The 24,573-nt window shown below is 70.0% G+C and carries 17 protein-coding genes and 1 pseudogene; 14 read left to right on the plus strand and 4 right to left on the minus strand.

The window, feature by feature from the left end; genetic code table 11:
- Window positions 1-127 precede the first annotated feature (127 nt).
- Window positions 128-783 (minus strand): annotated as a pseudogene (locus tag CES90_RS12785) (IS701 family transposase); the annotation flags it as partial.
- A 918-nt stretch (window positions 784-1,701) separates the two neighbouring features.
- Between CES90_RS12785 and CES90_RS12790 the strand changes: the two are divergent.
- From CES90_RS12790 to CES90_RS12840, 11 genes are all read left to right on the plus strand, one after another.
- Entirely contained in the window at window positions 1,702-2,655 is a 954-nt protein-coding gene (locus CES90_RS12790) for a helix-turn-helix transcriptional regulator (RefSeq protein ID WP_189784265.1), read from the plus strand.
- Between the two features lie 179 nt (window positions 2,656-2,834).
- The gene (locus CES90_RS12795; protein ID WP_189784266.1) at window positions 2,835-4,604 is read left to right on the plus strand and encodes a fatty acyl-AMP ligase; all 1,770 of its coding nucleotides are present in this window, start codon (window positions 2,835-2,837) and stop codon (window positions 4,602-4,604) included.
- Window positions 4,604-5,599, plus strand: coding sequence for a beta-ketoacyl-ACP synthase 3 (locus CES90_RS12800; RefSeq protein ID WP_189784267.1), 996 nt, complete (start codon window positions 4,604-4,606; stop codon window positions 5,597-5,599). Before CES90_RS12795 ends, CES90_RS12800 begins: the two co-directional genes overlap by 1 nt.
- Window positions 5,600-5,744: 145 nt before the next feature.
- Window positions 5,745-7,160, plus strand: a complete 1,416-nt coding sequence (locus CES90_RS12805) for a phenylacetate--CoA ligase family protein (protein WP_189784268.1) — start codon at window positions 5,745-5,747, stop codon at window positions 7,158-7,160.
- The gene (locus CES90_RS12810) at window positions 7,160-8,146 is read left to right on the plus strand and encodes an aminotransferase class IV (protein WP_189784269.1); all 987 of its coding nucleotides are present in this window, start codon (window positions 7,160-7,162) and stop codon (window positions 8,144-8,146) included. The genes CES90_RS12805 and CES90_RS12810 overlap by 1 nt, the downstream gene beginning before the upstream one ends.
- Window positions 8,143-8,760, plus strand: a complete 618-nt coding sequence (locus CES90_RS12815) for a prephenate dehydratase domain-containing protein (RefSeq protein WP_208921420.1) — start codon at window positions 8,143-8,145, stop codon at window positions 8,758-8,760. The genes CES90_RS12810 and CES90_RS12815 overlap by 4 nt, the downstream gene beginning before the upstream one ends.
- A 25-nt stretch (window positions 8,761-8,785) precedes the next feature.
- On the plus strand, window positions 8,786-9,775 hold the full coding sequence (locus CES90_RS12820) for an ornithine cyclodeaminase family protein (protein ID WP_189784270.1): 990 nt from the start codon (window positions 8,786-8,788) through the stop codon (window positions 9,773-9,775).
- A gap of 31 nt (window positions 9,776-9,806) precedes the next feature.
- Entirely contained in the window at window positions 9,807-10,094 is a 288-nt protein-coding gene (locus CES90_RS12825; protein WP_189784271.1) for a DUF1330 domain-containing protein, read from the plus strand.
- Window positions 10,091-10,975 carry a PhzF family phenazine biosynthesis protein gene (locus CES90_RS12830; RefSeq protein WP_229913958.1) on the plus strand — a complete coding sequence of 295 codons (885 nt, stop codon included), beginning with the start codon at window positions 10,091-10,093 and terminating at the stop codon, window positions 10,973-10,975. Before CES90_RS12825 ends, CES90_RS12830 begins: the two co-directional genes overlap by 4 nt.
- A gap of 181 nt (window positions 10,976-11,156) precedes the next feature.
- On the plus strand, window positions 11,157-12,365 hold the full coding sequence (locus tag CES90_RS12835; RefSeq protein ID WP_189784272.1) for a cytochrome P450: 1,209 nt from the start codon (window positions 11,157-11,159) through the stop codon (window positions 12,363-12,365).
- Between the two features lie 437 nt (window positions 12,366-12,802).
- Window positions 12,803-13,000, plus strand: a complete 198-nt coding sequence (locus CES90_RS12840) for a ferredoxin (RefSeq protein WP_189784273.1) — start codon at window positions 12,803-12,805, stop codon at window positions 12,998-13,000.
- 83 nt (window positions 13,001-13,083) lie between these two features.
- On the opposite strand, the gene prcB is transcribed toward CES90_RS12840, so the two are convergent.
- Together prcB and CES90_RS12850 are read right to left on the minus strand one after the other, a co-directional pair.
- Window positions 13,084-13,938, minus strand: a complete 855-nt coding sequence (gene prcB, locus CES90_RS12845) for a proteasome subunit beta (protein ID WP_189784274.1) — start codon at window positions 13,936-13,938, stop codon at window positions 13,084-13,086.
- 84 nt (window positions 13,939-14,022) lie between these two features.
- On the minus strand, window positions 14,023-15,063 hold the full coding sequence (locus CES90_RS12850) for a ketoacyl-ACP synthase III family protein (protein WP_189784275.1): 1,041 nt from the start codon (window positions 15,061-15,063) through the stop codon (window positions 14,023-14,025).
- A gap of 160 nt (window positions 15,064-15,223) precedes the next feature.
- Between CES90_RS12850 and CES90_RS12855 the strand changes: the two genes are divergently transcribed.
- Window positions 15,224-15,469: a hypothetical protein gene (locus CES90_RS12855; RefSeq protein WP_189784276.1), complete on the plus strand. Its 246-nt coding sequence runs from the start codon at window positions 15,224-15,226 to the stop codon at window positions 15,467-15,469.
- Here the strand turns inward: CES90_RS12855 and CES90_RS12860 are convergent.
- Window positions 15,451-16,182 (minus strand): DUF2306 domain-containing protein, encoded by a 732-nt coding sequence (locus CES90_RS12860; RefSeq protein WP_189784277.1) that lies wholly within the window; start codon window positions 16,180-16,182, stop codon window positions 15,451-15,453. The two genes, CES90_RS12855 and CES90_RS12860, sit on opposite strands and share 19 nt — an antisense overlap.
- A 348-nt stretch (window positions 16,183-16,530) precedes the next feature.
- On the opposite strand from CES90_RS12860, the gene CES90_RS12865 reads away from it, so the two are divergent.
- Together CES90_RS12865 and CES90_RS12870 are read left to right on the plus strand one after the other, a co-directional pair.
- Window positions 16,531-22,665: a type I polyketide synthase gene (locus tag CES90_RS12865; RefSeq protein WP_189784278.1), complete on the plus strand. Its 6,135-nt coding sequence runs from the start codon at window positions 16,531-16,533 to the stop codon at window positions 22,663-22,665.
- Window positions 22,662-24,542, plus strand: coding sequence for a non-ribosomal peptide synthetase (locus CES90_RS12870; protein ID WP_189784279.1), 1,881 nt, complete (start codon window positions 22,662-22,664; stop codon window positions 24,540-24,542). The genes CES90_RS12865 and CES90_RS12870 overlap by 4 nt, the downstream gene beginning before the upstream one ends.
- The last annotated feature ends 31 nt before the right edge of the window (window positions 24,543-24,573 follow it).

Genomic DNA, 24,573 nt, shown 5'->3' on the forward strand with positions numbered 1-24,573 from the left:
AAGCCGGGCCGCTCACGGGTTCGGGAGCCGCCCACGGTGGGGCGGTAGTGACAGCGGTGTGCGGTGGCCTGGTGACGGCAGCGCCAGCGGGACCTGTTCAGTGCGTGGCGTGTGCGCCGTATGTGCGTCAGCGTGGGGCGCCCAGCTGCCATGAGCCGCCGGATTTCCGCCACCGTGAGCGGGCGAGATCGCCGGAACCGATTCTGCGGCCCCCCTTTCAGCCCCCGCGGCGGCGGCCATGGCGGCGAGGAAGGCGTGGGCGAGCATGGCAAGGGTGATGTGCCGGTACCAGCCCGGATACCGGCGGACCTCGTACTGATCCAGGCCGCACTCGTTCTTCGCGGCCTGGAATGCCTCCTCGATCGCCCAGCGCGCCCCGGCGATCCGTAGCAGCTCGGCGACGGGAGTGCCGGCCGGTGCGTAGGCGAGGTAGTAGGCGATCTCGTCCGGGCGGGCCGGGCTGCGGCGGGCCGGCACCCACCGGTCGTGAGTGGGCGCATCGCCGTCGAAATCGTCGATCGCGGGTAGCCTTGCTGCCGCCCAGTCGTAAACGCGCGGCCCTTTCGCGCCGGCCTCGCAGGAGTGGCGTTCCCAGGCGTCCTCGGGTGCCTGCGTGATGGCGAAGTCGATGCGGCCGATGGCGTGCACGTGCTGGGACTTCGGCACGGCCAGGACGTAGCCGACGCCGGCTTCCTCCAGCATGCGGCGCAGCCGCCACTCCTGGCCGTAGGCCGAGTCGGCGGTCACCCAGGCGATCGGCAGCGGCGAGGCCAGTGCCCGCATTGGCCGCCGCACTGCACGCGCACTGAGCGCTTCAACGCGATACCTCCACCAGCCAAACAGCCCCCGCACCCGCGGGGCGATTCCGCCGTCTTTCGCCGAGTGGATACGCCGGAATCGGGCCCTTTCGTGTCATACACGAAAGCGGCCATTCCCGGCACGAGGCAGTCGGGCAGTTCTGGCATGCTCACCGAGAGACCCATGCACGACCCAACTTCTCGTCAAGGACTGCCGAAGAGATGTCAAAGTTCATGGGAATAAGGATTATCTGAGAGAGTCAAAGTTCTGGGAATCCTGCCCGGCCCCGGACTTCAGTGAGCTGCCGCGGCCGACGGTCAACCGAGGCGGGCAGGGACCGAATCAGGGAGCAAGGCTCCGAATTCACCGCACTGGCGCCGTTCGGTTGGGCCCCCGCTTCAGCCCTTCACCGGCACCGGAACGAACCCGCCAACTGTGGGCGGCCCGCCACGCGGCGCCCTCCTCCGGGTCATGTTTTCGATCTATGATTCTCCCCTCCACCTGGGGCTTCTTGGGGAGTTACCATGTCCAGTGACCCATACGTCATACGCGTGACCGGGAAAGCGGCACAGCTCGACCGCGAGGAACACACAGGCCCGTTTACCCGCGACCGCGACCCCATCACCATCGGCAGCTCATCAGGAATGAGTTGTGCCCGAGCCCATGCGTTATCCCGCTTCACCACCGGTGCGCGCAGACATCACTATCAAGCCAATTTCGTGCACATCGACCGTCATCTGCAGTCGCCCTGCTCCCCTTTGAACGGGTCCTCTTCCTCCCCGGGGCCCGACGAGCCGCCCGACCGTCGCACGGTCGAAAAAAAGGCCGGGACGGATCGAGGGACTGAGAATGAATAGGCAGATGACGATGACGCCCGACACAGCAATGTCGTTGGATGACTGTATGTTCGAGGTGTATGGGTGGATCCTGGAACAGGACAGCTTCGACCCGCGAGACGCCGCGGATGGGCTGGGACTGACGCCGGATCAGGCCATCGCGACCTTCGAGCGCCTGGTCCTGCTCGGGTTAGTGCGGGTGGACCCGCGCAACAAGCTGCGCGCCCGGGCCGTCGACCCCGACGCGGTGGCGCTGCGGCACACCCTGCCCCTGCATGACAGCATCCGCCGCGAACAGGAGAAACTCGACCGGCTGACCGTCGACTTCAACCGGCTCCGGGACCGGTTCCTGCGCCCCCGGTACAGGGAGAAGAGGTACGCCACGGTCGTCCCCCACCTCGACGAGGTGCGGGCCGCGCTCACCCGGGCCGCGGCGGAGTGCCGCGAGGAGATGCTGAGCATACAGCCGGGCGGACACCGGGCCCCCGAAGCGCTTCAAGAGGCCCGCCAGCGGGACCACGCCCTACTCTCCCGCGGTGTGTCGATGCGCACCATCTACCATCACACGGCCCGCTTCAACGGCCCCAGCCTGGCCTACATCAGCGATGCCGTCGCCCTCGGCGCCGAATACCGCACGGCACACGAACTCGCCGGGCGTCTCATCATCTTCGACCGCTGCAAGCTCGCATTCATCCCGATGCGGGACAACAAGGACGGGGCGGTCATCATCCACGAACCGTCCATCGTCGCCTTTCTGCGCGATGACTTCGAGACGGTCTGGACGCGGGCGACTCCCTGCGGCCCCACGTCGAACGACCTCGAACAGGTCGCCAAGGAACTGGACCGGACCATTATCCAGCTGCTGGGGGAGGGGCTGAAGGACGAGACGATCGCGCGTCGACTTGGTATGTCCCTGCGAACCACACGTCGTCACATCGCCGACATCATGAAACAGCTCGGCGCCGAAAGCCGTTTCCAGGCCGGCGTCCTGGCAGCCCGTCTCAGCGGGGACCTGGGCTGACCTGCGATCGACGAAACCCGCACCGCCGTATCACATCACTCAATTCATGGCATCGATGATTCACGATTGAAAACCTTCGCAGGCATCAGAATGATCGTTTCAAAAGGCCCATGACGCTTCGCCGCGCAGGGACCTCCGTTTGAAGACGGCGCTCCGATGCCTGCAAGGAGTTCTAAAACGTGACCACTACCGGGCTGGATCCGCACGTGGACGTCCGTACTCTTCCCGACGCCTTGAGGTTCCGCAGTGAGCAGCAGCCCACCAGAACTGCTTATGTCTTCTTACGCGATGGCGAGGAACCCCAGGAGGCGATGACCTACCGGGAACTCCATGAGGCGGCCTGCCTGCGCGCTGGAGCGCTCACCGCCGCCGGGCTCGCCGGACGCAGCGTCGTCCTGCTGTACCCGTCGGGTCTGGAGTTCGTACGGACTCTCCTCGGCTGTATGTACGGACGTGTGGCCGGTGCCCCGGTCCAGGTCCCCCGCCGGCGCAGCGAGGTGTCCCGGCTCCGTCGCATCGCCGATGACGCGGGCACCTCGACCGTCCTGACGACCACGGACGTCATCCTCGAACTGGCCGAGCGCTTCGGTGATCTGCCCGAGCTCGACGGCCTCCGCCTCGTTGCCACCGACGATCCGCGCGCGTTGCCCGCCGGGGAGCACACGGTGACCGCCGCTTCCGCCGCCCCGCAGGACATCGCCCTGCTCCAGTACACCTCCGGCTCCACCGGCACCCCCAAGGGCGTCATGGTCAGCCACGCCAATTTCCTCGCCAACGTCGTCGAGACCGACGCGCTCTGGCCGTGCGAGCCCCGAGGCACGGTCGTGAACTGGCTGCCGCTCTTCCACGACATGGGGATGCTGTTCGGCGTCGTACTGCCGCTGTGGGCGGGCATCCCCTCGTATCTGATGGCCCCTGCGTCCTTCATCCGCAGGCCGGCGCGCTGGCTGGAGGCGATATCCCGGTTCCGCGGAACCCACTCGGCCGCGCCGAGCTTCGCCTACGAGTTGTGCGTGCGTGCCGCGGAGGAGGGCAGGACCACCGGCGTAGGCGATCTGTCGTCCTGGCGCGTGGCCGTCAACGGCGCCGAACCGGTGCGCTGGAGCACGATCCGGTCCTTCACCACCGCGTTCGCGCCGTACGGGTTCGACCCCCGTGCCATGTGCCCCGGCTATGGTCTCGCGGAGAACACGCTCAAGGTCACCGGCAGCCCCCAGGACCGGGAACCCTCCGTCCTGTGGCTGGATTCCGACGCTCTGCGAGAGGGCCGGGCGGAGCCCCGCGGAGCGTCCGCCCACGGCACCGTCCCGGTGGTCGGCAGCGGGCACACGGTGGCCGGCACCCGGGTGCGGATCGTGGACCCCGTCACTCGGCAGGCCTGTCCGGAGGGGCGCGTAGGGGAGATCTGGATCACCGGCCCCTGTGTGGCGGGCGGCTACCGGGGCAGACCCGAGTCGAGCGAGGACACCTTCCGGGCCCGCGTCGCCGAGGAGCACGGCGGTTCCGGCCTCGCCCATCTGCGCAGCGGGGACCTGGGGTTTCTGCACGGCGGTGAGCTGTATGTCACGGGCCGGCTCAAGGACGTCATCATCAGGAAGGGCCGTAACCACTACCCGCAGGACATCGAACTGTCGGCCGAACGATCCGCGCCGGGCCTGCAACCCAACTGCGCGGCGGCCTTCGCCGACGACGACGGCGACCGGGAGTCGCTGGTGGTGGTCGTCGAGACGGACGGGCGCGTGCTGAAGTCGGTCGGCGCGCGGGCCCTGAGCAAGCGCGTGTACGACGCCGTAAGGGAGGAACAGGGGATCACCCCGGACGACGTGCTCGTGGTGCGCCGCGGCTCCCTGCCGAAGACCTCCAGCGGCAAGGTGCAGCGACACGCGTGCCGGACGCTGTACCGGCGCGGCGAACTGGCCGCCGTCGCCTCGGCCGGGCGGGAGGCGTGATGGCGCGGTTCAGTGTGCCCCCGGCCCATGCCGGTGCGCGGATCCTCGGGGTCGGCGCGTACCGGCCGTCGCGGGTGGTGGGCAACGACGAGATCTGTGCCCGTATCGATTCGACCGACGAGTGGATCCGCAGGCGCTCCGGCATCGTCACCCGGCACTTCGCCGGACCGGACGAGACCGTCGTCTCGATGGCGGCGGAGGCGGCCCGCAAGGCGCTCGCCCAGGCCGGCACCGACCCGTGGGACGTCGGCATGGTGCTACTGGCGTCGATGTCCTTCCTGGAACAGTCGCCGGCCGCCGCCCCCCGGGTCGCCCATCTGCTGGGGACGGGCGCCGGGGCCGTGGACGTCAGCGCCGCCTGCTCGGGCTTCTCCTACGGTCTGGCGCTGGCGAACTCCCTCGTCCGCTCGGGCGAGGTCGGCACCGTCGTGGTCGTCGGCTCGGAGAAGATGAGCGACATCGTCGACCCGGAGGACCGCGGCAGTGCGTTCCTCTTCGGTGACGGCGCGGGTGCCGTCGTGGTCGGTCCCTCGGCGACGCCGGGTATCGGTCCGGTCGTCTGGGGCTCCGACGGGGAGCGGCACGGCATGATCGCCCACAACGGCTCATGGCTGGAAACACGCGACAGGTCCGGGCCGTGGCCGACCCTGCGGATGGCCGGGCCCGAGGTCTTCCGCTGGGCGACCCGTGTGGTGCCGGAGATATCGCGGAAGGCCGTGAGGGCGACGGGCCTGGACATCACAGACCTCGCCGCGTTCGTCCCTCACCAGGCCAACGTCCGGATCATCGACTCCGTCGCGAGGTCCCTGGGGCTCGCGCCGCACACCGCGGTGGCCAAGGACGTCGTGCGGGCGGGGAACACCTCGGCCGCCTCGATCCCGCTGGCTCTGGACGCCCTGCTGTCCCAGGGCGGGCTCACCTCCGGAGATCCGGCCCTGCTCGTCGGCTTCGGTGCCGGGCTGACCTACGCCGCCCAGGTAGTGGCGCTGCCCTGACGGGACCGGGCTCGCCCCACATCGCTCGATCCAGCACATCGAAAAAGCGTGATTGAAACGTATCGACGACATCGGCACGATCATTCCTGAAGAACTTCCACGTCTCGCTTCGCGCCAGAGGCGGCCAATCCGATGGGAAGCTCCCGTGTTCACGCAATACGATCCCGATTCCGCAGCACTCACGGCCGAACTGCGCGACCAGTTCGACTCGTTCACAGCGGGACGCTGGGACGCCGAATTCCTGGCGTCGCATCAGAACCAGAAGCTGCGCGAGGTTCTCGCGTACGCACGCGCCAATTCCCCTTTCTACCGAAAGAAATTGTCGGGCCTCACCGACGAGCACATGGCCGGGCTGCGCGTCGACGACCTGCGGAGCCTGCCCTACACGACGAAAGAGGACCTGAGGCAGGCCCAGTTCGACATCCTTTCCCAGCCCATCGCCAAAGCCTGGATCTTCTACGAGACCACCGGCACGACGGGCGCCGCGACGCCGTGCCCGCGCACCAACGCGGACACCATCCACAACAATTCCGCGCTCACCGCGTATTACCGTGACGTCCTCGCCGTACACGGCGACCGGCAGGTCATCGGAGTCTCCGGTCCTACCGAACTGCACGCCACGGGCGACACCTTCGGGGACGTCTGCCGCAACCTCGGCCACTCGGTGGCCAAGATGTGGCCGCATTCCCCCGTGATCGGGTTCGACCGTGCCCTTGAAGTCATGCGGCTGCTGCCGATAACGGGGCTGTTCTGTACGCCCGGCATGGCGATGCGGCTCGCCCAGAAAGCCGTGGAGGCGGGCCTGGACCCCCGGCGGGACTTCTCGCTCGACGTCCTGATGCTCACCGGTGAACTGATGTCGCCCAGCCTGCTGGACAACATCGGCGTGCTCTGGGGCGCCGAGGCCCGCAACGCCCTCTACGCCTCGCAGGAGGCCTCGGTGCTGGCCGCGGCCACCTCGGACGGCTCGCTGCGCACGGTCCCGCTGATCAACCACTACGAGGTGATCGAACCCGAGACCCTCGCACCGGTCGAACCGGACGCCGACGGGGTGCGGTACGGCGAACTCGTCGTGACGAACCTCTACATGGGCGCCAAGCCGCTCATCAGGTACCGCACCGGCGACCTCGTCAGGATGACGGACCCCGCGCCCGGTGCCGCGGTGCGGGCTCCGGCGCTGGAGGTGGTGGGCCGCGTACGCGACCAGCTCCTCCTCAACGGCACCCTCGTCAACGGCTACGACCTGGAGGACCTGCTGCTGCGCAGGTTCCGCGGCTACCACGACTACCGGATCACCGTCAGCCGCGACGAGCTCGGCAAGGATCTGCTCACCCTGACCCTGAAGGCCGACCCCGACAGCCACCGGGACGGCATCGAGCAGGCCGCCGGGGAGTGCCTGGTCGCCCTGGACACCCCGCTGACCGTCGAGTTCGGCGACCCCGGTCCCATCACCAGCACCGGCGCCATGGTGAGCTGGAAGGCGGCCCGGGTCGTGGACCTGCGCAAGGCGCCCTCCGGCGAGGACTCCTCGGCCGAGCGCATCGCCGCGACGAGGGTCTGATGGCACATCAGGACGACCTCACCCGCTCGGCGCTCGGACTGGGCGAGTGGGCCTACGACCGGGGCGAGTTCGTCCCGGCGACCGCGCCGAGGCTGCCGCTCTCCACGCAGGGCCTGCACTACGGCACCGGCGCGTTCGAGGGCATCCGCGCCTACCGGTCCGACGCCGGGCTCCTTCTGTTCCGGGTGCGCGAACACTACGAACGCCTGCTGCGCGCCTGCCGGATCCTGCGCATCGTCGACATACCACATGACGTCGACGAACTCGTCCGTCTCACGGTCGAGTTGCTGCGACGCAACGGCCACGACGGCGACGTCTATGTGCGGCCGCTGGCGCACAAGCTCTCCCTGCTGCCGGACACACCCCCCGGTGTCCAGCTGGCGGGGGTGTCCGACGGGCTGTCCATCACCACGTTCGGCTACCCCACCCCGAAGACGGTACGGGCCATGCGCTGCCTGATCAGCAACTGGCGCCGGCCGCCCCGCGACACCCTGCCCACCCAGGCCAAGATCACCGCCGGCTACGCGACCACCGCGCTCGCCGGTGACGAGGCCCGGGCCGCCGGTTACGACGACGCCATCCTGCTGGACCGCGCGGGCAACGTCGCCGAGGCGACCACCGCGAACGTCTTCGCCGTGTTCGGCGACCGGGTCGTCACCCCGCCCGCCACCGGCGACCTGCTGGCCGGCATCACCAGGGACTCCCTGATCACGCTGTGCCGGGAGGCCGGTATGGAGGTCGAGGAGCGTGTGCTCAGCCCGGCAGAGCTGTTCACCGCCGACGAGATCTTCCTCTCCTCCACCGCCAAGGGCGTGGCCGCAGTGGTCGGTCTGTCCGGCAGGGACGTGGGAGAAGCGACCGTCGGCCCGGTCACGACCCGGGCGGTGGCGCTCTACACCGCGGCCACCGCCGCCGACGGAGCGCATCCCGAGTGGCTCACGCCCGTCGCCCCCCACCCGACGCCGACCTCAGGGAGACAAGGATGACGCTCCTCAGCTTCAGCACGGTCCCACATCCGGCCCCGGAAGAAATAGCCGCCGTGGGCACCCTCGGCCCGCACGGCACCAGCAGCGAGCAGGCCGCGACCCTGTTCGCACGCCAGGTCGCCGAGGAGGCCGGACCACCCGCCGCCGTCCACCTGTTCGACACCTATGAAGGAGCGGTCGACGCACTGCGCGACGACGCGGTGACCCATGTGGTGGTGGCCAACGCCTACCGATCGGTCTACCGCATCTACATGGACCCCTCGCTGGCACTGACCAACGTGTTCGTGATGGACACCCCGCTGTACGGCATCGCCGCACCCCAGGGTGCGGTGCCGGTCACGGACGCCCCCACCATCGCGAGTCACCCCTCGCCGGAACCGATCATCGCGGAGCTCCTGTCGCCGAGGCACGTCACGTACAAGGTGCTGCACTCCGACTCGACCAGCGCCGCCGCCATCGCGGCCGTGGACGGGACCGCCGACCTCGCGCTCACCACCGTGCCCGCGGCGGAGCGGTACGGCCTGGAGTTCGTCTCGCGGACCAGGCCCATCCGCATGGTCTGGTCGGTGTTCACCAAGGCCGTCCCGGACGCCCTCTCCAACCCCGCGGCCTGAGTCCGCGTCAGAAAGGAGGAGATCCATGCTGCTGTTGAACGGCGACCAGGTGCGCAAGGTCTTCCCGGCGTCGGAGGCGTACCGCGTGGTGGCCGAGGTGATGCGCCGCTACAGCGCGGGCGATGTCGTCCAGCCGGTGCGTACCGTGCTGGCGTCGGGCCGTGACGCCTCTCTCTTCGCCGCCATGCCGTGCCATGTGGCCGGTGAGACGGACTCCGGCTACGGCTTCAAGGCGGTCCTGCACGCCCCCGGCAACGCCGCCCGCGGACTGCCGACGCATGTGGGCGCGGTGCTGGTGTTCGATCCGGAGACCGGGCAGCCGCTGGCCATGATGGACGGGGCGGCGGTGACCGCGCTCCGCACGGCCGCCGCGTCGGCCGTGGCGACCGACGCGCTGGCCCGGCCCGATGCCGGCGTCCTGGCCCTGATCGGGGCGGGCGCCCAGGCGCGCAGCCACCTCATCGCGATGAACGAGGTCAGGCCGCTCAGCCGGGTGCGGCTCTGGAACCGCGGCTCCTCGCGGGCCGAGGAGTTCCTGACGTGGGCGCGGCCCCGGGTCGGGGTGGACATCGAGCTGGTGGACACGCCCGCCGACGCGCTGCGCGGCGCCGATCTGGTGTGTACGACGGTGGACACGGCCGAGCCGGTCGTGCGGGCGGCGGACCTCGCCGAAGGGGTGCACATCAACGCCGTCGGTTCGTCCGTGCCCGGCAAGCGCGAACTCGACTCGGCCGCGGTGGCCTCCTGTTCGGTCTTCGTGGACAGCAGGGCGGGTGCCCTGCGGGAGTCCTCCGAGCTGGCCGCGCCGGTCGAGGAGGGGCTGGTCCCGGCCGACCGGGACCTGCCCGAGATCGGCGAGGTGCTGCTCGGCAAGCATCCCGGCCGTACGGACCCGGCAGAACGCACGCTCTACAAGTCGCTGGGGATGGCCGCGCAGGACGTCGCGTCCGGATTCGCCGTGGCCCGCGCCGCGCGACGCCTCGGTATCGGCACCGAGACCGATTTCACTTGCTGACCACTACTACACGGGGAAGCTGACCTTTCGAATGACGGCACTACTGATCGGCAACGTCGGGGCGATCGGCGACGAACAGCGGATGGCGGAATACCGCGCGAAAGTGCTCCACACGCTGGAGCTGTACGGCGGCGGATTCATGATCCGCGGGGGCGAGTTCGAGGCGCTGGAGGGTGACTGGATCCCCACGCATCTGTCGGTGATGGTGTTCCCGACGGCGAATCTCGCCCGCCGCTGGTACACCTCGCCCGAGTACCGCGCCATCGTCCCGCTCCGGGAGGGCACCCACATGGACCTCATCCTGGTGGAGGGGGAGTGACACAGCCCGACCTCGTCGAGGAGGGCGTGGCCGACATGTCGGACCGGCGCGCGCGTTCCTTCGCACAGGTCGACGTGTTCTCCGGGACCCCCTGGCTCGGCAATCCCGTGGCGGTCGTGCTCGACGGCGGCGGGATCAGCGACCTGGACATGGCGCGATTCGCCGCCTGGACCAATCTCTCCGAGACCACGTTCTTCGTTCCGCCCTCGTCCGACGAGGCCGACTACGGGCTGCGCATCTTCACCCCGGGCGGGGAGATCCCGTTCGCGGGCCATCCCACCCTGGGTTCCGCCCACGCGTGGCTCGAAGCGGGCGGGGTCCCGAGGACACCCGGGACGGTCCGGCAGGAGTGCGGGGCCGGGGTGGTGGAAGTACGGCGGTCCGGCACCCGGCTCGCCTTCCGTGCCCCCGAGCTCACCCGCGCCGGTCCGCTGGACTCCGCGCACCTCGACCGGATCGCCCGGGGGCTGCGGATCGACCGGGCGCGGATCGTCGACCACCAGTGGGTGGACAACGGTCCGGGCTGGGCCGCCGTACGCCTCGCCTCGGCGGCGGAGGTGCTGGCGCTGGAGCCGGACGACCGGTCCATGCGGGACCTGATGCTCGGTGTCGTCGGTGCCTATCCGGAGGGTGGGCCCCTGCGGTTCGAGATGCGGGCGTTCGGCCTGCCGGCCGGGGTGCGTGAGGATCCGGTGACCGGCAGTCTGCACGCCGGGGTCGCCCAGTGGCTGGTCGGCGACGGTACCGCTCCGCGGTCGTACCGGGCGGGCCAGGGCGCCCGGCTCGGGCGGCATGGAGTGGTCACCGCGGAAGCCCACGGCCAGGACGTGTGGATCGGCGGCGAGAGCATCACCTGCGTGCGTGGCACCGCCCACATCTGACACCGGCCCGCTCCGGCCTGGCGGAGAACCCCGCCGGCTCCGGACCCCGGAGAACCGCCGCCGACTCCCGTCCCCGGCGACACCCCGTCGCCCTCGCATCCCGTTGACCCGCCTTCGCCCCAGCCCCCGGGCACCCCCGTCCAGCCCGCTCACCTTGCCCGAAACACCCACGGAGACCCGTATGACCGACATCGCCCTGGAACCTCTGCCGAACCCCGGCGACGAGGGCACCTGCCCCTTCGATCTGCCCTCTGCTCTCGCCAAGTGGCGGGAGGAGGAACCGGTCCGCCGGATCTCCGTGGAGAGCGGCGGCTCCGCCTGGCTGGTGACCCGCCACGAGGACGTACGGACCGCCCTCGGCGACCACCGGCTCAGCGCCGACCGCAACCGGCCCGGCTTCCCCCACCTCCGGGCGGACGAACCCCCGATGCCGCCGGGGACGTTCGCCCAGTACGACCCGCCCGAGCACACCCGCATCCGGCGCATGCTGACCAAGGCGTTCATGCCGAAGAACGTGGAGAAGCTGAAGTCGCTCATCCGCGAGACCGTCGACGAGCTGCTGGACGCGATGGAGCGGCAGCCGCAACCCGCCGACCTGTACCGCGACTTCGCGCTGCGGCTGCCCACGCTGACGATGTGCGGACTCCTGGGTGTTCCCTACGATGACCGGGCCGTCTTCCAGGAGAACACCCAGGCCATCCTGAACCTCGGACTCCCCGGTGCCGAGGTGACCGCCGCCTACGAGCGCATGCTCGCCTACATCGGCGAACTGCTCGACGCCAAGGGACTCGCCCCGCAGGACGACCTCGTCAGCGAACTCGCCGTCGAGCGGGTGGCCACCGGCGAACTCACGAAGGTGGAGGCCATCGGCGTCATCGCGCTGCTGCTCATCTCCGGCCACGACACCACCGCCACCAGCATCAGCCTGGGCACCATCGCCCTGCTGCGCGAGCCCGACCGACTGCGCCGTCTGCTCGCCGAACCCGACACCGTCCCCGGCGCCGTCGAGGAGCTGCTCCGCTATCTGCCCGGCCTGCACACCGGAGTACGCCGGATCGCCACCGCCGACCTGGAGATCGGCGGGGTGACGATCCGGGCGGGCGAGGGCGTGATCATGGCCCTCAACGCGGCCAACCGCGACCCTCGGGTCCACGACCGGGCCGACCGGCTCGACTTCGACCGTGACCGGGTCGGGCGCTCCAGCCTGGCCTGGGGACACGGCATTCACAAGTGCCTGGGGCAGTCGCTGGCGCGGGCCCAGTTGCAGATCGCTCTGCCGGCCCTGTTCGAGCGGTTCCCCGGGCTGCGGCTCGCCGTCCCCTTCGAGGAGATCGACTTCCGGGACAAGGCCCTGTTCTTCAGCGTGCACAAGCTTCCCGTCGCCTGGTGACGGCCGCGCCCTGCATCGCCCACGGAGATTCGTATGACCGTTGTCGCCCGCGATAACCCGCTGCATCCCGGCGACCGGAGCACCTGCCCTTTCGCCACAGCCGACGCCACCCTCGACACCTTGCCGAACCCCGGCGACGAGGGCACCTCTCCGTTGGCTCCGCCCCCTGCTCTCGCCAGGTGGCGGGAGGAGGAACCGGTTCGCCGGATCTCGGTGCCGGGCGGCCGCACGGCCTGGCTGGTGACCCGCCACGAGGACGCACGGACCGCCCACGGCGCCAACCGGCTGAGCTCCGAGCGTGACCGGCCCGGGCTGTCCCCTGCCCAGCGCCGACGAAGTCCCGACGCCGTGACTTCCGTGAGAATCACCTGTTCCTCGGTGTCCACGACATCCCCGTCACCTGGTGGCGCAGAAGAGCACGGAGGAGAGCAGCACCCATGAGGATCGAGATCGACAAGGAACAGTGCCTGGGGGCCGGCCAGTGCCAGCTGTACGCACCGCAGGTGTTCGACCAGAGCGACGAGGACGCCCTCGTGGAACTGCTGGCGGAGGCCCCACCGCGGGAGCTCCACGACGGGGTCCGCGACGCCGCCACGCTCTGCCCCGGTGGGGTGATCACCCTGCGCGAGGGGTGACCCTGCCGCAGACACTGCCGTGAGACCCGCGAGCACACATGGGCCGCTGGGCACGTACTGCCCAGCGGCCCATGTGCGTGGGCTCAGAACGCGGCGACCGGCCCGTTCGGCTGATTGTGGCGCTGTTCGACCATCTCGCGCGCCAGACCTTCCGTCTCCTCTTCGAAGAGGTGCTCGAAGCCGTCGTCGGTGATCACCGAGATGATGGGGAAGATCCGGCGGCTGAGGTCCGGGCCACCGGTGGCCGAGTCGTCGTCGGCCGCGTCGTACAGGGCCTGAAGAGCGGCCAGGGCCGCCTCACGCCGGGACATGCCTCGGCGGTACAGCTTCTTCAACGAGCCCCGGGCGTACGGCGATCCGGAGCCCTCGGCATGGAAGTCCGTCTTCTCGTACGGGCCGCCGGTGACGTCGAAGCCGAACACCCGGCCGCGCTCGCCCTCGGGGGCCGACGGGTCGTATCCGACGAGCAGCGGCACCACGGCGAGGCCCTGCATGGCCTGGCCGAGGTTCTGCCGAACCAGGTGGGCCAGCCGGGTCGCCTTCGCGCTGAGGGTCATCGGAATGCCCTCGATCTTCTCGAAGTGCGTCAGCTCGACCTGGTAGAGCTTCACGAGGTCCAGCGCGAGGCCCACCGTGCCGGCGAAGGCGAGGGCCGTGTAGTCGTCTGCCGGGTGCACCTTCTCCAGATCGCGCTGGGAGATGAGGTTGCCCATGGTGGCCCTACGGTCGCCGGCGATCATCACACCGTCGCGGTAGGTGAGGGCGAGCACCGTGGTGCCGTGCGGGACCTGGTCGGGTGCGGCCCGGACGCCGTCCGGCAGGAGCCCTTCCGTGCCGAGCAGCTCGGGCCGATGGGTCTGGAGGAACTCGATGAAAGAAGAACTTCCGGTCGCGAACAGATCCGTGCCTAAATGGCCTGCGCTCTCGCGCGATGTCATAACGCGTCCCCTCGGTCCATGGTTCAACCGTCGCAAGTTAGCATGATCGGTTTGTCGGGGAAACCAGGCCGACTCCCGGGCGGCTCAGAGCCGGTCGGCCGGATCCTCCGTCACCTCGAGAACCATCGCGGTCATGATGATGCCCACTCCCTGACTCACCAGCAGCACCCGGTTTCCGGGGGCCAGCCGCCCTGATTCGACGAGGTGGTTGAGCCCCGCGAAAGGATCCCCGGCACCAAGGTGACCGGTCTGCCGGGCGAAGTCCCATACCGTGCGCGCGGCATCCAGTCCGAACGCGTCGATGAACAGCCGCTGGATCACGTCGATTCCGATGAACGGCAGCACCAAGTGGTCGACCTTGCGCATGTCGACGTCCGCTTCCGCCGTCGCCTGCTCGACGGTCGTGCGCACCAGAGTTTCCTGCCGGTGCCAGAACTCGTCCACCGACATCGGCCCGCCCCCGAAGAACGAACGGATGCGTCCGGCCAGGTCGACGGGGTACGCGTCACTCAGTGCGGCAGGTGCCATGGGTGTGTCCCCTCGGTGCATCAGCTCCAGTTGGGGAAGGGCGTTCGTGGTCAGGGAGAGGATCCGCGCGAAGCCCTTGTCCCGGGAGAGGACCAAAGACGTCCCGCCGTCCGCGAAGACGACCGCGCTATCGGCCCGCCAGCGATCGATCACGGCCGCGGGCTGGAAACGGTCCGCCGTGGTCACCATGACAGCGGACTGGTCACGATGCGAATTGAGATGGGAGCAGGCCCACTCCAGAGCCACAAGTCCATTGCAGCCGCCGCGCAATTCGGTCGGCAGACACTGGGGGGTCAGCACCTTCTGCTGGATATAGGCCGCCGCGTTCCAGATATCGAGGCCGGAGTGCAGAACGACGGCGTGCAGCAGCGCCCCGATGTCCTCGGGCCGGGACCCGGACCTCCTCAGTGCCGTACGTGCCGCTGCGACAGCGAGGTCAGGGGCGCTCTGGCCCTCGTCGGCGACGGCGATCCCGGCATATTGGGTACGGTCGGCGTCCTCTTGGGCGTAGTGACCATCACGTATCGCCCTCTCCACGGTCACCCGGTCCGGCAGACAAGCGCCGGTTCCCGCGATCCAGATGTCGTTCCATCGCATGGGGGGCGAATCCTCCCAGTTGGCTCTCGTTTTGTTTTTTCCACAGATCCTGCGGGCGAGCATTTGACTCCCTCGCCCTCCCCTTGACCCAGAACGTACGGAAGGGGACAGGAGGATCGTCCAGCGGACTGTCGAAGAGTCGTCCTGACGGTGGAGGTCCGTGGTGGACACACAGGTCACCGGAGCCGGTCCACGCCGGACTGAGTTTTTTGGGGAAACGTGCATCGAACCGACCGACGCCGACCATCTCATCCCTGACACCAAGGGCGTCCAACAGGACCCGGTGACTGGTCAGCGCACCGCGGGAGTCGGTCTGCGGGACGCCGGCCTTGCGGCAGAGGGCTGGAAGGATGTTGTGGTTGAGGTAGTCATTGCCGACGAGCCCTCCTACTTCGCGCTTCCCTGAACCGGTCGCCGCTGTCCTTCGTTCCTTGGGCGTCCCAGTGCGTTGCCGCGCTGAATCCACCACTCCGCGATCAGCAGGTTCCCCACGAACGAAAACCAGTTCGCCGCGGCAGAGATGTCCTGGTCGGTCGCTCCGTAACTGTCCGGGATGATTGCCAGCATTATTACGATGTAAAGGCGTCCGGTGATTGCCGCCGCGGTCAGGGCAAATGAGCGGATCATCCAGATGCGGTGCATACGGAAGTCCCGGCGAAGTGCGGTACGTAGCCCCTGGACGCCAGTAATGAACCACAGCACGCAAAGAACGGACAGGGGCGCGCTGGCGGCCAGCCCCTGCAGCGACATGACTGCAACGGGCAGTGCAAAGATCGAGCCGGGTATGACGCACGCGAAATAGAGGCGGCCGACCCACCGGTGCACTGGTCGGCGAGGGGTCTGCAACGACGGCACGAACTGCAGCACACCGACAGCGAGCGCGACAACGGCGGTGGCGACGTGCATCACCAGCAGCCCGTAGTCCAGCATGCCGCGGACTGGCGTTCTGCTCTGGTCGATGTCCAAGGTCACATAGGCGCTCACGGAGAACACCGCCACCGCGCAGGAAACGAAGCCGGCGAACCCCAACCACACAAGGTAGCCGGTGGATTTCTTCCGCGTACGTGCAGACGACGGCGTCTCCACGGCCGACTTACCGGGAACCAGGCCAGAGGTCATGATGTCGCGCTCCTGACGGACGGTTAGGACAACAAGCTCGTATGGAGAGGGCATGACGGTGCGGGCACTACCTCACAGCACACTGGGCGTCCCAACAGCGAGATCTCTGTGGCGGAAGTCCTCGCGGTAAGCATGTCGGCTCCCTTCACCCGCTTCAATCGCGATTTCCCGATGCCGTGGATCCATTGATCAGATGACTCGGAACGCGTACACGGATATGCGGTTGTCCCGAATGCGTTCGGCCGGGCATCACGTCAGGTGTTCCATGGCATCGAAAAAGCGCGTTTGAAGGCCCACTTGCTCTCGCTGATGATGTGAGCGGGCCATCCGAACGACGGAGGAAGAGATATGCCGACTGATTCCAGTCCGCTCGATATCCATGGGATCAGAGACTTTCTTCTTTCCCGGCTCGCCGAGTCGCTCGGCGTTCCCCGCGACGAGGTGGATCCACGGGCGCCCCTGCATCGCCTCGGCCTGGACTCGGTGAAGGCCACGGCACTTGTCACCGCGCTGTCGGAATTCCTCGGCCGTACGGTTCCGGTCACCCTGGTGTGGGACCACCCGACGCCGGAGGAACTGTGCCGCGCACTCGCAAAGGGCCCGGACGACACCGGTGCCGCGGCGGACGGGGCGACACGCCCGGCGAGGACGTACGGCCCCCAGGAGCCGGTCGCCCTCGTGGGGATCGGGTGCAGGCTGCCGGGAGCGCCGGATCCGGCGTCCTACTGGCGGCTGCTCGTGGACGGCGGGGACGCCGTGGACAGGGTGCGATCCGCGCGGCGCGCGCTGGGGCCCGACGACGTGGCGGCCTCGTTCCGCTGGGGCGGTTACCTCGACGACATCGACATGTTCGATCCGCTGTTCTTCGGGATCTCACCCCGTGAGGCGGTCGCCATGGACCCCCAGCAGCGTCTGGTGCTGGAGCTGGCGTGGGAGGCGCTGGAGGACGCCGGTGTTCCGCCGGGCAGCCTCGTCGGCAGCGACACCGGTGTCTTCATGGGCTCCAGTTGGAGCGACTACGCGGCGATGGCGCATCAGTCCGGCTTCCGGCAGGACATCGGACCCCATACGGCGACGGGCACGCACGACAGCATCATCGCCAACCGGGTCTCGTACACCCTCGGGCTGCAAGGTCCCAGCATGGCCGTGGACACCGCCTGTTCGGCCTCGCTCGTCGCGGTCCACCTGGCCTGCCAGGCGATCCGCAGTGGCGAGAGCGAGCTGGTCCTCGCCGGTGGGGTCAATCTGAGTTTCTTCACCGACCACTTCCTGGCCATGGACCAGATCGGAGCCCTGTCCTCGGACGGCCGGATCAAGGCCTTCGACGCCCGTGCCGACGGCGCCGTGCGCTCCGAGGGGGCGGCGGTGGTCGTTCTCGCGCCGCTGCGCGTCGCCCTGGAGCGCGGGCTGCCCGTGTACTGCCTCATCCGCGGCAGCGCCGTCAACAACGACGGTCTGAGCAACGGGCTCACGGCTCCCAACCCCCGCGCCCAGGAAGCCCTGCTGCGTACCGCCTACCGCAGGGCCGGGGTCGCACCGGACCTGGTGGACTACGTCGAGTGCCACGGCACGGGCACCCCGCTGGGCGATCCGATCGAGGCGAAGGCGCTGGGGACCGTACTGGGCCGTGGCCGTGCGCCCGAGGACGCCCTGCGGATCGGTTCGGTGAAGACGAACATCGGGCACCTCGAACCCGCCGCGGGCATCGCGGGCCTGGTCAAGGTGGCCCTCGCCCTGCGCAACGGAGTTCTCCCGGCCAGCCTGCACTACACGAGCCCCAATCCACGGATCCCGTTCGCCGAGGCCGGTCTGCGCGTGCAGGACCGGACCACCCTGTGGCCCCGGCGCTCGGACGTGCGGCGCGCCGGAGTCAGCGCGTTCGGCTTCGGCGGCACCAACTGCCATGTCGTCGCCGAGGAGTTCCCCCAGACGGAGAACTCCCTCCTGCTGCTGGGCGAGGACTCCGCGCAGGCACTCGCCGACCGGGTCACCGCGCTCCGCGCCGAGCTGGACGACGACACCCCGGCCGACCTGCCGGCCCTGTGCCGGGAGGAGTCCGGTACGCGCGGCAGCGGCCGGTTCCGGCTCGCGGCGACAGCCGACGACCGGGCCGAATTGCGGGCCCAGCTCGACGCGTTCACGGCCGGCCGCCCCCACCCGGGCCTGGCCACGGGCGAGGGCGGTGAGGGTCGGCCGCGGGTGGCGTTCCTGTGTTCCGGGACCGGCAGCCAGTGGGTGGGGATGGGGCGGCGGCTGCTCGCGGGCATGCCCGCGTTCCGCCGGTCCCTGCTGCGCTCGGACGCGCGTATTCGGGAGCTGGCCGGCTTCTCCGTGGTCGACGAACTGCTCGCGGACGCCGCACACGCGCGGCTCGACGACATGGAGATCGTCCAACCGCTGCTGTTCTCCGTGCAGATCGGCCTCGCGGACGCCTGGCGCTCACTGGGCGTGGAGCCCGACGTCGTGCTCGGCCAGAGCATCGGCGAGTTCGCCGCCGCCCATGTCGCGGGGGCGCTCGACTTCGAGGACGCGACGCTGCTGGCGGTGCACCACGCGCGGCTCGTGCAGCGGCTCGCCGTGGGCCGCGGCGACACGATGGTGGTGGCGGCCGACGAGGAGCGGGTGGCGCCGCATCTCGCCGCCGTGGGCGGCGACCTCACGGTGGCCGGGCACAACGGCCCCACGTCCCTGCTGGTCTCCGGCGGGAGCGCGGAGCTGCAGGCGCTGACCGAGCTGCTGACGGCCGAGGGCGTGACCTGCCATCGCGTACGCATGGGCTACGCGTCGCACTCGCCTCAGGTGGAGCCCGTACTGGAGCCGTTGCGCGCCGCGCTCGAAGGGATCAGACCGGTCCGGCCTCGTGTTCCCCTGATCTCCACCGTCACCGGCGAGCTGATCGGGCCGGACGACCTCCTCGGCCCGGAATACTGGACGCGGAACGTCCGGAGCGGGACCAAGCTCATGCGTGCCGTGTTCACGCTGGCTGAGCAGGGTGTCGACGCCGTCGTGGAACTCAGCCCGCACCCGGTGCTGTTGAAGCCGGTGCGCGAGACGCTGGACGAGCGGGAGGTCCGCTGCCTCCCCTCGCTCCAGCGCGGCGTGGACGACGGCCGGAGCATGTTCCGCACGCTGGGCGAACTGCACGCCGCCGGGCTCCCCGTCACCGTCGGCCCCTCCGTCTCCGGGACTCGGGGACGCCATCTGGAGCCGGGCCGGCGGGCGGCGCTCACCCACGCCGGCCAGGCGTCCGTGCCCACCGAGCGGATGCAGCTCGTCCCCGTGACCGCCCACTCGGAGCAGGCCCTGCTGGACAGTTGCCGGGCGTTGTCCCAGCACGTCGAACGAGATGGCGGGCTCTGGCTGCCCGACCTCGCCCACACGCTCGCGGAGCGGCGCACCCACCACAGGCACCGCGTGGCGATCCTGGCCCGCGACCGGCAGGATCTCCTGGACGGACTCGCGCGGGTGAGCGCCAAAGAGCCGGACCTCGCCGTCACGCGGGGCGTGGTCGAGGGGCACCGCGAGCGGCGGGTGGCGTTCGTCTTCTCCGGAAGCGGCACCCAATGGCCGGGTATGGGCCGCGAACTGCTCCAGTGGCACACCGGTTTCCGGGAGCGGATGGAGGAGTGCGACGCCGCCGTGCGCACGGTGACGGGCTGGTCGGTGCTGGACGAGATGCTGGCGCCCCCTCAGACGTCACGGCTGTACGACGGGGACATCCAGCAGCCGGTGCTGTTCGCCCTCCAGGTCTCCCTGGCCCGGTTGTGGACCGATCTCGGCGTCGCACCCGTGGCGCTCGTCGGGCACAGTGTCGGCGAGGTGGCCGCGGCGTGCGTGGGCGGCGCGCTGTCGCTTCAGGACGGTGCCCGGATCGCCGCGGCCCGGTCGCACCTCATCCAGCACGAGGCCGGCCGGGGCGCCATGATCGTCGTGGAGTGGTCGGAAGACCTCCTCCCCCTCCTCGCCCGGTACGAGGGCGAGGCATCGATCGCGGCATACAACAGCCCCACCAGCGTGGCCGTCTCCGGCGCGCCGGACGCGATCCGCGCGCTGGAGGAGGAGCTGCGGCGGGCGGGCACCTCGACCCGCGCGCTCCGGGTCGAGAGGGCGGGTCACAGTGTGCTCATGGACCCGATCCTCGCACCGCTGCGGGAGGCCATCAGGGACATCACGCCGCTGCCGTTCGAAGTGCCGTTCCACTCCACCGCGCTCGACGGCGCTGTGGACCCGCGGGTCGACGCCGACTACTGGGCGCACAACCTCCGCAATCCCGTGCGGTTCTCGCCCGTTGTCGCGGCACTCGTCGAGGACGGTGTCGACACCTTCGTGGAGATCGGCCCGCACGGCACCCTGCGCGGAGCCGTCGAGGAGACGGCCCTGGCTCAGGGCACGTCCGTCCATGTGGTCGACTCCCTGCGTCGGGGCGAGAGCGACACCCGCAGTCTGCTGGGCTCCGTGGCCTCCCTGTTCACGCACGGTGTGCCCCTGTCATGGACCACGCTGTTCCCGGACGGCGCGCGGGTGGTGGAGACACCGCTCGTCAGCTGGCAGAAGGAGCGCTACTGGCTGGGGACGTCGACGGCGCGCGAGTCGGGCGGCGTCCCCGCCGAGACGCCGCAGCCGACCACGACCGGCACGGCCTCGGCGGACACGGCCGCGCCGCAGGCGACGCGGGACGTCGTCCTCGGCGAGATCGCCGACATGCTCGGGATTCCTGTCCGGATGTTTGAACCCGCCACCCGGCTGCAGGACTTCGGGCTGGACTCCATGCTGGCCATCCGCCTGAGCAACAGGATGCAGACGCTCTTCGGACACCGGGTGTCGCCGGTGGAGTTCCTCAACGGCAGCACGGTCAAGGACATGCTCGAACGCATCCTCGAACTCGTCGGCCGGCCGGAGGAGACCGTCCCGCGCGACGGCGCGGTGGAGACCCCGGCGGACGATCGGCCGACCGCTGTCGCGTACCTGTCGGACGAGGACGCGGAAGAGCTGCTGACCGAACTCGTCGCGAGGAAACTGCTGGATCCGCCCGCCCCGGACAGTCGGACGCCCGCGCGGGAGAGTCTGCGGGCCGCGCTGGAGAGCGAGGCGTCCTTCGAGGTGGCGCCCACCGGGCACGGGCAGGCCTCGATCTGGTTCATGCAGCAGCTGTCGCCCGACGGTGTGGCGTACAACCTCATGTGCGCCGCGCGGGTGCGCGGCACCGTGGACGAGCGGGCCCTCGAACAAGCCGTGGCCGCGGTGGTCGAGCGTCATCCGGCGCTGCGCACCAGCTTCGTCGAGGCGGGCGGACGGCCCCACCAGCTCATCTGGGCGGACCCGGTGTACGAGTTCCTGACGGAGGACGGCTCGGGCCTCGACGACGAGGAGCTGCGCGACCTGCTCATGGAGCACGGTCATGTGCCGCTCGATCTCGACCAGGGCCCCGTGTTCCGCGTGGTGCTGGTGTCTCGTGAGGCGGGGGACGACTACCTGCTTCTGGTCATCCATCACGTCGCGGCCGACGCCGCCTCCGTGGACGTCGTCGTACGCGATCTGCGTGAGTTCTACGGCCGGGCCCTGCACGGCGATCTACCGCCCCAGGAGCCGGTGGCCCCCTACACGGACTTCGTGGCCTGGGAGGAGGCGTGGCTGCGCGGTCCGCAGGCCGAGGAGGCGCTGCGCTGGTGGGCCGACAGCCTGGCCGCGCCGCCCGCCCACCTCGACCTGCCGCCGCGGGCCGGGGCACAGGCACCGGCGAAGGAGCGCGCCGCGGGCGTCAGCTACGCCGGTGCGGACCTGACGTTCCGCTGGACCGTGGACGAGGCGCGCCGGCTGCGGGAGTTCGCGGTGCGGGAGGGCGTCTCCCTCAGCACCCTCGTGCTGGCCGGCTTCTTCGCGACGCTGAACCGGTTCGCGGGCGCCGAGGACGCCGTCGTCGCCACGGCGATCGCCCAGCGGGGCGAGGCGGGCCGGGAGTCCGCCGTGGGCTACTACCTCAACACGGCGCTGGTACGGGCCCGGCCGGGCGACGAGAGCAGCTTCCGCGGGCTGCTCCAGGAGGTGCACGCCTTCTCGCTCGGCGTGCTGGAGCACATGAACTACCCCCTGGACCTGTTGGTGTCGGAGCTGAACCCGCCCCGCATCGACGGGCGTTCCCCCTGGTTCGACTTCGCCGTCAACTGGCTGTCCGGCGACGCCTTCACCTACGCCAACACGCTGTTCCACGGTGCCGGTGAGGCCGAGGAGCCGTCCGGGGCGCTGCCTCTCGTGCCCGTTCCGCTGCGGCGGCACATCGCGAAATTCGATCTGGAGATCACCATGGCCGACGTCTCGGACGAGGTGGTGGGCCAGGTCCAGTACAAACCGAGCCTGATGGAAAGAGGAACCGTGACGAGCTTGCTGGAGTGCTTCCACTCCGTGCTCTTCCAGTCGATCGACCGGCCGGAGCTGCCGATCGCGCAGTTGTCGCCCAGGTACGGCTCGAAGGAGAGGGACCTGTGAGGCCCGCGGCGAACACGCTGCACGGCAGGTTCCTGGAGCACGCGGCGAAGACCCCCGACGCGCCAGCGGTGTTCTGCGACGCGGGTGTGCTGACGTACGGCGAACTCGACCGGCGGTCCGCGCTCCTCGCCGAACAGCTGATGCTCCAGGGCGCCGGCCCCGGCGTCGTCGTCGGCCTGTGCGTCGAGCGCGCCGCGAACCTGTTCGTCTGTCTGCTGGGCATCCTGCGCGCGGGGGCGAGCTATCTGCCGCTCGACCCGAAGTACCCGGACGAGCGGCTGCGGTTCATGGTGCGGGACAGCGGGACCGGGCTGCTGCTGACGACGCCCGCGGCCCGGGACCGCTGCCCGGAGGGGCCCGCGGTGCTGGTGCTCGACGGTGACAGCGTCACGGTCGTGCCGGGGGCGGACGGGGGGCGGCCCGTGGCCACCGTTCCGGACGACATCGCCTATGTGATCTACACGTCCGGCTCGACCGGACAGCCCAAGGGGGTGGCGATCGGGCACGGCAACTGCGCGGCGATGCTGGCGGAGACGGACCTGCTCTTCGCGGAGTGCGATCTGAGCGGTGTCGCCGCCGTCAGCTCCATCTGCTTCGACCTGGCGGTGATGGAGATCTTCACACCGCTGTCCCGAGGCGGTGGCGTGGTCCTGGTGGACAGCGCGGTGCACCTGCCCGAGAGCCCGCATCTGCACCGGGTGACCCACCTCAACACGGTCCCCTCCGTCATGGCGGGCCTGCTCGACGCCGGCGGCCTGCCGCCGTCGCTGCGGACGGTGGTCCTCGGCGGGGAGGCGGTGCGGCGCCGACTCGTCGACCGGGTGTACCGCGAGACGCGCGCGGACCGGGTCTTCAACGGCTACGGCCCCACCGAGGGAACGGTCTTCTGCACCTTCAAGCTGGTCCCGCCCGACGAGTCCGGCGAGCCGTCGATCGGCGCTCCCTCGTCCACCGCCCGGCTCTACGTCCTGGACGAGCGGCTGCGCCCGCTGCCGGACGGGCAGCCGGGCGAGCTGTACCTGGGCGGGGCGGGCCTGGCCTGGGGCTATGTCAACCGGCCCCGGCTGACGGCGGAACGCTTCGTCCCGGACCCGCACCTGGACGGCGAGCGCATGTATCGCACGGGCGACCTCGCCCGCTTCCTGCCGAACGGCGAGCTGGAGTTCGCGGGACGCGCGGACCACCAGGTGAAGGTGCGCGGGTACCGTATCGAACTGGAGGAGGCCGAGGCCTGGCTGTCCGGCTGCCCCGAGGTCCGGGAGGCGGCGGTCGTGGTCCACACGGCCGAGGAGCGGCCCGACGCGGCCTCGCTCGTGGCCTACGTCGTACCGAACGACCTTCCGGACACGGCGGCGACCGGCTCCGGCCCCTGGCTGGATCCCGCCCTCCAGTCCCGGATCACGGACCGGCTGAACGAGCTGCTGCCCGACTACATGGTTCCGGAGACGGTGGTGTTCCTCGCCGCGTTCCCCGTGTCCCCGAACGGCAAGCTCGACCGGACGGCCCTGCCCGAACCGCCCACGCCCGACACGCCGTTGGCGCTGGACGCACCGACCACCCCGACCGAGACGGCGCTCGCCGAACTCTGGGGCGAACTCCTCGGCCGTGAGCCGCGGACGATCGGCGTGCGGGACGCCTTCTACGACCTCGGGGGCAATTCGCTGCTGCTGGTCCGGCTGGCCAAGCGGATGAGCCGGCGCTTCGACCGGCGGGTCGGGGTGTCGGATCTCTTCCGGTTCCGCGACATCGAGTCGCTCGCCAAGTGGCTGGACGAGGACGGCGGCGACGCGACCCCCGACGCGGTAGCGGAGGCCAGGCGCCGCGCCTCGGCCCGCCGGTCCGTCGTACGCGGCCGAGGCCGCCCGGCCGGCGGCTGAGACGTCCGCCCGAACCTTCGTGACCATGGGA

It is taken from the genome of Streptomyces capitiformicae, from assembly GCF_002214185.1.
GTDB classification, from domain to species: Bacteria; Actinomycetota; Actinomycetes; order Streptomycetales; family Streptomycetaceae; genus Streptomyces; species Streptomyces capitiformicae.

Excerpts from the sequence above, each read along its gene's own strand:
- CES90_RS12850 (WP_189784275.1), bottom strand. The coding sequence starts at position 15,063 with ATGCGATGGAACGACATCTGGATCGCGGGAACCGGCGCTTGTCTGCCG.
- CES90_RS12860 (WP_189784277.1), bottom strand. The coding sequence starts at position 16,182 with ATGACCTCTGGCCTGGTTCCCGGTAAGTCGGCCGTGGAGACGCCGTCG.
- CES90_RS12835 (WP_189784272.1), top strand. The coding sequence starts at position 11,157 with ATGACCGACATCGCCCTGGAACCTCTGCCGAACCCCGGCGACGAGGGC.
- CES90_RS12840 (WP_189784273.1), top strand. The coding sequence starts at position 12,803 with ATGAGGATCGAGATCGACAAGGAACAGTGCCTGGGGGCCGGCCAGTGC.
- CES90_RS12815 (WP_208921420.1), top strand. The coding sequence starts at position 8,143 with ATGACGCTCCTCAGCTTCAGCACGGTCCCACATCCGGCCCCGGAAGAA.
- CES90_RS12800 (WP_189784267.1), top strand. The coding sequence starts at position 4,604 with ATGGCGCGGTTCAGTGTGCCCCCGGCCCATGCCGGTGCGCGGATCCTC.
- CES90_RS12810 (WP_189784269.1), top strand. The coding sequence starts at position 7,160 with ATGGCACATCAGGACGACCTCACCCGCTCGGCGCTCGGACTGGGCGAG.
- CES90_RS12865 (WP_189784278.1), top strand. The coding sequence starts at position 16,531 with ATGCCGACTGATTCCAGTCCGCTCGATATCCATGGGATCAGAGACTTT.
- CES90_RS12825 (WP_189784271.1), top strand. The coding sequence starts at position 9,807 with ATGACGGCACTACTGATCGGCAACGTCGGGGCGATCGGCGACGAACAG.
- CES90_RS12820 (WP_189784270.1), top strand. The coding sequence starts at position 8,786 with ATGCTGCTGTTGAACGGCGACCAGGTGCGCAAGGTCTTCCCGGCGTCG.
- CES90_RS12790 (WP_189784265.1), top strand. The coding sequence starts at position 1,702 with ATGTTCGAGGTGTATGGGTGGATCCTGGAACAGGACAGCTTCGACCCG.
- prcB (WP_189784274.1), bottom strand. The coding sequence starts at position 13,938 with ATGACATCGCGCGAGAGCGCAGGCCATTTAGGCACGGATCTGTTCGCG.